This window comes from Streptococcus sp. ALY_208 (assembly GCF_058314295.1).
In genome coordinates, this window is record NZ_JBZFUI010000012.1 from 1 (window position 1) to 7,994 (window position 7,994).

Genomic DNA, 7,994 nt, shown 5'->3' on the forward strand with positions numbered 1-7,994 from the left:
ATCCGCCATAGCTCAGTTGGTAGTAGCGCATGACTGTTAATCATGATGTCGTAGGTTCGAGTCCTACTGGCGGAGTAGATAAGTTGATTAGGAGGGGGTATCCCTCTTTTTTATTGCTTTGTGTTATAATATGCTCTATGAAGAAAGATAAAAAATTGTTGTTGATCGATGGATCTTCCATAGCCTTTAGAGCTTTTTTTGCTTTATATAATCAAGTTGATCGTTTTAAAAATAATTCTGGTCTTCATACAAATGCCATTTATGGATTTCATTTGATGTTAGATCATATGATGAAACGTATTAACCCGAGTCATGTATTAGTTGCATTTGATGCTGGTAAAACTACATTTCGTACGGAAATGTATCAGCCTTATAAAGCTGGTCGTGCTAAAACACCAGATGAATTTAGAGAGCAATTTCCTTATATCAGAGAGATGTTAGATCATTTAGGCATTCCTTATTATGATCTTGAAAATTACGAAGCAGATGATATTATTGGAACCATTGATAAATTAGCTGAAAGAAATCATTTTAATGTGACAATTGTCAGTGGTGATAAGGATCTTATTCAGCTTGTTGATGATCGTACAGCTGTGGAGATTTCTCGTAAGGGTGTTGCGGAATTTGAAGAATATACTCCTGCTTATCTTATGGAAAAGATGGGTATTTCTGCAGATCAATTCATTGATTTAAAGGCTTTGATGGGTGATAAATCAGATAATATTCCGGGTGTTACAAAAATCGGTGAGAAGACAGGGCTTAAACTTTTGAAGGAATACGGAAGTTTATCTGGTATTTATGATCATCTTGATAGCTTTAAAGCCTCTAAGATGAAGGAAAATCTTATTAATGACAAAGAACAAGCTTTTTTGTCTAAGACTCTAGCCACTATAGATACTTCCGCTCCTGTTGACATTGGCTTAGATGATATTGTTTACAATGGTCCAAACGTGGATGATTTAGCAAGTTTTTATGATCAAATGGGATTTAAACAGTTTAAAGCTCAGTTGTTTAGCGACAGTGATGAGGAGTCTTCTCATATTTCTTCTGTTGATTTTCAAGTAGTTGACTCTGCTGATGCTAGTTATTTTTCAGAGGATCAATTCTTTTACTTTGAGGTTTTTAATGACAATTATCATCTCGAAGATATTTTAGCTTTTGCTTGGGGAAATAGGAACAAGATTTATGTCAGTAAGGATTTGTCATTGTTGACTTCGCCTTCGTTTAAAGAAGCTTTATCTGGTTCGATAAATGTATATGATTTTAAGAGAACAAAGGTTCTTTTGAGTAAGCATGGTATAGATTTGCCTATTGCTAAATTTGACAGTCGCTTGGCTAAGTATCTTTTGTCTACGGTGGAAGATAATGAACTTTCTACGATTGCTGATCTATATACTTCTGTAGTGCTTCCAAACGATGAAGTGATATATGGTAAAGGGGCTAAAAAGGCTATCCCTGAGGATGATATTTTATTTAATCATTTAGCAACTAAAATTAAGGTTTTGGTTGAAAGTGAAAAGGCACTAAGAGATAGTCTTTTGGAGCATGACCAATTGTCCTTACTTTTTGATATTGAACTTCCATTGGCTAATGTTCTTGCTAAGATGGAAATTGCTGGTGTATCTGTTAATGCCGAGACGCTTAAAGCAATGGAGTCTCAAAATACTAAGACTATTGAGCAGTTAACTCAGGAAATCTATGATCTTGCAGGTGAAACATTTAATATTAATTCTCCTAAGCAGTTAGGAGAGGTCTTATTTGAAAAACTTGGTTTGCCGGTTAGGTTAACCAAGAAAACAAAGACAGGTTATTCAACTGCAGTGGATGTTTTAGAGCGTTTAGCACCATTGAGTGAAGTAGTTACTAAAATTTTGGAGTATCGTCAGATAGCTAAACTTCAGTCTACCTATGTGGTTGGACTGCAGGATTATATTTTAGATGATGGAAAAATTCATACTCGGTATATTCAGGACTTAACTCAGACAGGGCGCTTATCAAGTGTTGATCCTAATTTACAAAATATACCTGTTCGTCTGGAGCAAGGGCGTTTGATTCGTAAGGCCTTTACTCCTGAATGGCAAGATAGTGTCCTTTTGAGTTCTGATTATTCTCAGATTGAATTGCGGGTCTTGGCTCATATTTCTGGGGATGAACATTTGATTAAGGCTTTCCAAGATGGGGAAGATATTCATACGGCTACAGCTATTAGGGTCTTCAATATTTCAAAAGCTGAAGATGTTAGTCCAAATGATCGGCGAAATGCTAAGGCCGTTAATTTTGGAGTTGTTTATGGTATTTCTGATTATGGTTTATCTCAAAATTTAGGGATTACGCGTAAAGCTGCTAAGGAGTATATTGATACCTATTTTGAGCGTTTTCCAGGGATCAAAGATTATATGGAAAGAGTTGTACGTGAAGCTAAGGATAAGGGCTATGTTGAGACTTTATTCAAGCGTCGTCGTATGTTGCCTGATATTAACTCTCGTAATTTTAATATCCGTAGTTTTGCAGAGCGGACAGCTATTAATTCTCCCATTCAAGGAAGCGCAGCTGATATTTTGAAGATTGCTATGATCAATTTGGACAAGGCACTGGATGAAGGAGGGTATCAAGCTAAGATGCTTTTGCAGGTACATGATGAAATTGTCCTTGAAGTGCCAAATGATGAACTTGAAGCTGTTAAACAATTGGTTAAAGAAATTATGGAATCCGCTGTCAGTCTTTCAGTTCCTTTAATTGTGGATGAAAATGCTGGTCAAACTTGGTATGAAGCCAAATAATTTAATCCTATTATTAATGAAGAAACAGTAAAAGCTAGGGTTTATTTCTTTCTATGGTAGTTTGTCTTCAATTATTCTGACTTTAGGAAGCACTCCCTCTAGAAACTAGAAGTTGGTATCAAATTTATAATGAATAAACAGCTTTCTTATTGGAAAGCTGTTTTTGAGATAGATTTATTTGAGGATTATTCTAGTTTAGACATTTGGATGGGTTTGTGATATAGTGATTCAAAACTTATAAAGTAGAGGTGTCTAATGACTTATCATTTTGAGAATCCAAGTAATGCGATCATTGATGCTTATTTGGAAGAGGCTAAGACTATAGCGGTTGTTGGCTTGTCTAATCGTACAGAAACGGCAGCTTATGAGATTGCAGGTATCCTTAAAGAGGCTGGTTATCATATAGTACCTGTAAATCCGCGTATGGCTGGAAAAGAGATTTTAGGGGAAAGGGTTTATGCCTCTTTGCAGGAAATTCCATTGAAGGTGGATATTGTCAATATTTTTAGACGTTCTGAATTTTTGGCTGACGTTGCTAGAGATTTTGTCCAAACAGATGCTAGGGTTTTTTGGGCTCAGTTGGGTTTAGAATCACAGGAAGCAGAAGAACTGTTACGACAAGCAGGTAGAAGTGATATTGTTATGAATCGCTGTATTAAAATAGAGTTAGGTCGTTTTTTATCTGAAAAGTAAGGGCGGGTGCTAACTAGAAGTGTGATATAATAGATACATTATCATCTTGAAAGGGGGCTGTGATGGAGGAAGATCGTAGAGCTTTAGAAGCGTATGAGACTGTTCTAGAACATCTTAAGAAAAAATACATCCGAATAACGGAATCACGCAAAGCTATTATCCGATATATGATTGCTGCTAAGCACCATCCCAGTGCCGAGATGATTTATGAAGACCTTAAATCAGATTATCCTAGTTTGAGTTTAGCGACAGTTTATAACAATCTTAAGGTATTAGTAGAAGAGGGATTTGTTACAGAGTTAAAGTTGTGTCATTATAGTACGACTTATTATGATTTTTTAGGGCATCATGAAATCCATATTGCTTGTGAGCGATGTGGTAAAATTGCGGACTATATGGGGGATGATATTCATGATATTTACCAAGCCGCTAGTCAGCAAACAGGCTATAAGGTGAGCCGTAGTCAGATTATGCTTTATGGCTTGTGTCCAGAGTGTCAAGCAAAGCGCTAAGAATTAGGGAACTATTGAGGGAATAGTTCTTTTTTGATAAATTCTTTAATTCCCTACTTTAATCTGTTATAATAAATGTACTGAAAATTTAGACAATATGATAGAGGAGATACTATGATTACAGCAGTGGATGTTGTGCATGCCCACGATGTCTTAAAGGATGTTGTCGAGCGGACCCCGCTTGATTTTGATCGCTATTTATCAGAAAAATATCAAGCGACGATCTATCTCAAGCGTGAAAATATGCAGAAGGTACGCTCCTTCAAGTTGCGTGGAGCTTATTATGCGATCCATCAATTATCTGATGAAGAAAAAAATCGTGGTGTCGTATGCGCTTCAGCGGGGAATCATGCTCAGGGAGTTGCCTATACTTGTAATGAGATGAAGATTTCGGCGACTATCTTTATGCCGATTACAACACCTCAGCAAAAAATTACTCAGGTCAAATTTTTTGGTGGTAGTTATGTCGATATTCAGCTAGTCGGGGATACTTTCGATGCGTCGGCTCAAGCTGCACAAGATTTCACTAAGGCAGAGGGACGTACCTTTATTGATCCTTTTGATGATGAGGATGTTCAAGCTGGTCAAGGAACAGTGGCTTATGAAATCTATGAGCAGGCTAAAGATGAGGGTGTTGATTTTGACAGCATCCTAGTTCCTGTTGGTGGTGGAGGTCTGATTGCAGGAGTCTCTACTTATATGAAGGATGTTTCTCCTGAAATGACAGTGATTGGTGTTGAGTCCAATGGTGCTAGAAGTATGCGAGCTGCTTTTGATAAGGGGCACCCTGTTAAGCTGGAGCATATCGATAAGTTTGCTGATGGTATTGCTGTTCAGAAGGTTGGTGAAAAGACTTATGAAGTAGCTCGTCAGCGAGTAGATGAGTTGGTTGGGGTTGATGAAGGGCTAATCTCTGAGACGTTGATCGATATGTATTCTCGTCAAGGCATTATTGCTGAACCTGCTGGTGCGGCAACCATTGCTGCTCTTGAAGTTTTGAAAGAGCAAATCAAAGGAAAAACATTGGTATGTATTATTTCCGGCGGTAACAATGATATTAATCGTATGCCAGAGATGGAAGAACGCGCCTTAATCTATGATGGTGTCAAACATTATTTTGTGATTAATTTTCCTCAACGTCCAGGCGCTCTGCGTGAATTTGTAAATAATATACTTGGTCCAAATGATGATATTACACGTTTTGAATACATCAAGCGTGCTGCCAAGGGGACTGGTCCATGCTTGGTTGGGGTAACTTTGTCAAATAAGAATGATTATAGCGCTTTGATTGATCGTTTATCGGATTTTGATCCTAACTATATTAATTTACATGGAAATGAAAGTCTTTATAATATGCTAGTCTAGCTATTGTGAAACGATATTAACGAAAGAAAGGTGTTAAGATAAGATGTTTGCTGGTTTTTTAATTTTTGTTGTCTTTTGTGTACTTGTTTTAATTTTCTTCTTGGTAAGTTCTTTGTATGTGGTACGTCAGCAATCGGTTGCTATTATTGAACGATTTGGACGCTATCAAACGATGTCTTCCAGCGGGATTCATTTGCGCTTGCCTTTTGGGATTGATAAGATCGTAGCACGTGTACAGCTGCGTTTGATGCAAAGTGAGATTATTGTTGAAACAAAGACTAAGGACAATGTGTTTGTCACCTTGAACGTGGCTACACAGTACCGTGTCAATGAGCAAAATGTTATTGATGCTTACTATAAATTGATGCGTCCTGAGGCACAAATTAAATCTTATATCGAAGATGCTTTGCGCTCTTCGGTACCAAAGTTAACTTTGGATGAACTTTTTGAGAAAAAGGATGAAATTGCACTTGAGGTTCAGCATCAGGTAGCAGAAGAAATGTCGACTTATGGTTATATTATTGTTAAGACATTGATTACTAAGGTTGAACCAGATGCTGAAGTGAAACAATCTATGAACGAGATTAATGCAGCCCAACGGAAACGTGTTGCTGCTCAAGAATTGGCCGAAGCTGATAAGATTAAAATTGTTACAGCTGCCTCTGCCGAAGCTGAAAAAGATCGTTTGCACGGTGTTGGTATTGCTCAACAACGTAAGGCTATTGTTGATGGTTTGGCTGAGTCTATTGCAGAACTTAAGCAGGCTAATGTCGGTATGACGGAAGAGCAAATTATGTCTATTCTTTTAACTAATCAATATCTTGATACCTTGAATACTTTTGCAGGTCATGGTAATCAAACTCTTTTCCTACCAAGTAGTCCAGAAGGAGTTGAGGATATTCGGACACAGATTCTATCTGCTCTTAAGGCTAGATAATATTTTTGCACTATATATAAAATCCCGCCTCTTAATTAGAGGCGGGATTTTATTGATGTATTTTAATCAAAAGTAAGCTTTAATTTTTTTCTGTTTCTTTAAGTGGTTTAAATCCAGTCAGAACTAAGCCAAGGATCAAACCAAGGACTGCAAAGCTAATCCATCCCATATTGTAAGCACCTAGAGGCAGAGTCTTAGTAAAGAAGTTGACTAGGCCAGCTGGAAGGCTGAAAAGTTCGGTCTGAGCTGATAGGGTATTGAAGGCGTCAAAGAGACCTGCAATAGCTGTGAAACCTAGAGCTGTCTTGTAAACGATATGATTATAGCCAATCCACTTTTTCATGAAGATGAGAATGATGGTTACAATAGTCAGTGGGTAGAGTAGGTAAAGAACAGGAATTGACCATTTGATAATTTGATCAAGTCCACCGAAGTAAAGGGTCACTCCTATCAGGGTGAAGATAGTTGCCCAGACAATGTGAGAAACTTTTGGAAAGATCTTATGGAAGTATTCTGCGCAGGCTGTAATTAATCCGGTTGCTGTCGTCAAACAGGCTAGGAAGATGGCCATACCTAGGATGATTTGGCCCAAGTTGCCCATGTAGTGAGTAGCTGATTGGATGAGAACGGGACCGCCATCTGAAATTGGGGCACCTCCCTGGATGAAACCATCTTTGCTAATGCTAAAGAGAGATTGTGAGGTTGCTCCAAGACGGGCAACAAAAATGTAGATAGCTGCTAGAATAGCAGCTGCGATGATACCGGACTTGAGAGTTAGGCTGGCAACAGCGCTAGAGGTTTTAGCTCCGTGCCCTTTTGCAGCATCGATAACCAAGATAGCAAAGGCCAGAGAAGCCAAAGCATCCATGGTACTGTAACCCTGAATCAGTCCAGCCACAAAAGGCAGGCTCTTGAAGCTGTCACTAACGGCAGGGGAAGCATTGTGTGCAGCGCCAATATGGCCTGCGGGAGAAATAAAGGAAGCAACAATCAGAATGCCTAGGAAAATCAAGAGAGCAGGTGTCAAATATTTCCCGATACGATCCGCAATCTTACTTGGTCGAACCGCAATTAGATAGGATAAGCCAAAAAAGACTAGTCCATAGATGATATGGGCGGCTTGGCCACTACCAAAGAAGGGCTTAATTCCTATTTCATAGGAGACCGCTCCTGTTCTAGGAATGGCAAAGAAAGGACCGATGGTTAGGTAGAGGGCGATGGCAAAGAAGAGGGCATAAGCCTTAGAAGCAGGCCTAGCAATGGATTCAACATCAGTCTTGCCTGAGTAGGCTACAGCTACAACGCCTAATAGGGGGAGGGATACTCCTGTGATACAGAATCCCAGAATAGCTAGGGCTAGATTGGTACCAGAATAGATACCGAGGTAGGCAGGGAAAATCAGGTTACCAGCTCCGAAGAAAAGGGCGAAGAGCATAAATCCGATAATCCAATAGGTTGATGGTTTTTGCATTGTTTTCCTCCAAATTATAGTATTACCTTAAATTGTATAAAATTGTATGGCGATTCATTATATCAAGGACTGTTTAGCCTGTCAAGATGGGCTAAATGGGATGATTGGTGATTATCATTCGAAAATGATAATGTCTTAGCTAGGTCGAATGTGAAAATGTCCCGTCTGGTAAACTAGAAAGATGAGGAAAATAGAACTAACTATGATAGAGTCAAAGAAATACCTAGTCATCAAAG

General features: G+C 38.6%; 6 protein-coding genes and 1 tRNA gene. 6 read left to right on the forward strand and 1 reads right to left on the reverse strand.

Annotated elements, in window-relative coordinates:
- The first annotated feature begins 1 nt into the window (after position 1).
- From AC4HAI_RS08835 to AC4HAI_RS08860, 6 genes are all read left to right on the forward strand, one after another.
- A tRNA-Asn gene (locus AC4HAI_RS08835) sits at positions 2–75 on the forward strand.
- A 62-nt stretch (positions 76–137) separates the two neighbouring features.
- Positions 138–2,780: a DNA polymerase I gene (polA, locus tag AC4HAI_RS08840; RefSeq protein ID WP_491111233.1), complete on the forward strand. Its 2,643-nt coding sequence runs from the start codon at positions 138–140 to the stop codon at positions 2,778–2,780.
- Positions 2,781–3,035: 255 nt separating this feature from the next.
- A complete protein-coding gene (locus tag AC4HAI_RS08845) occupies positions 3,036–3,473 on the forward strand; it encodes a CoA-binding protein (RefSeq protein ID WP_491111234.1) in 438 nt (145 codons plus the stop codon).
- A 62-nt stretch (positions 3,474–3,535) separates the two neighbouring features.
- Positions 3,536–3,985 (forward strand): Fur family transcriptional regulator, encoded by a 450-nt coding sequence (locus tag AC4HAI_RS08850; protein ID WP_491079738.1) that lies wholly within the window; start codon positions 3,536–3,538, stop codon positions 3,983–3,985.
- Positions 3,986–4,099: 114 nt separating this feature from the next.
- A complete protein-coding gene (gene ilvA / locus AC4HAI_RS08855; RefSeq protein ID WP_491079737.1) occupies positions 4,100–5,350 on the forward strand; it encodes a threonine ammonia-lyase IlvA in 1,251 nt (416 codons plus the stop codon).
- A 43-nt stretch (positions 5,351–5,393) separates the two neighbouring features.
- Positions 5,394–6,287: an SPFH domain-containing protein gene (locus AC4HAI_RS08860; protein ID WP_491079736.1), complete on the forward strand. Its 894-nt coding sequence runs from the start codon at positions 5,394–5,396 to the stop codon at positions 6,285–6,287.
- A gap of 79 nt (positions 6,288–6,366) precedes the next feature.
- Here the strand turns inward: AC4HAI_RS08860 and brnQ are convergent, their stop codons facing one another.
- The gene (brnQ, locus tag AC4HAI_RS08865) at positions 6,367–7,758 is read right to left on the reverse strand and encodes a branched-chain amino acid transport system II carrier protein (RefSeq protein WP_491079735.1); all 1,392 of its coding nucleotides are present in this window, start codon (positions 7,756–7,758) and stop codon (positions 6,367–6,369) included.
- Positions 7,759–7,994 lie beyond the last annotated feature (236 nt).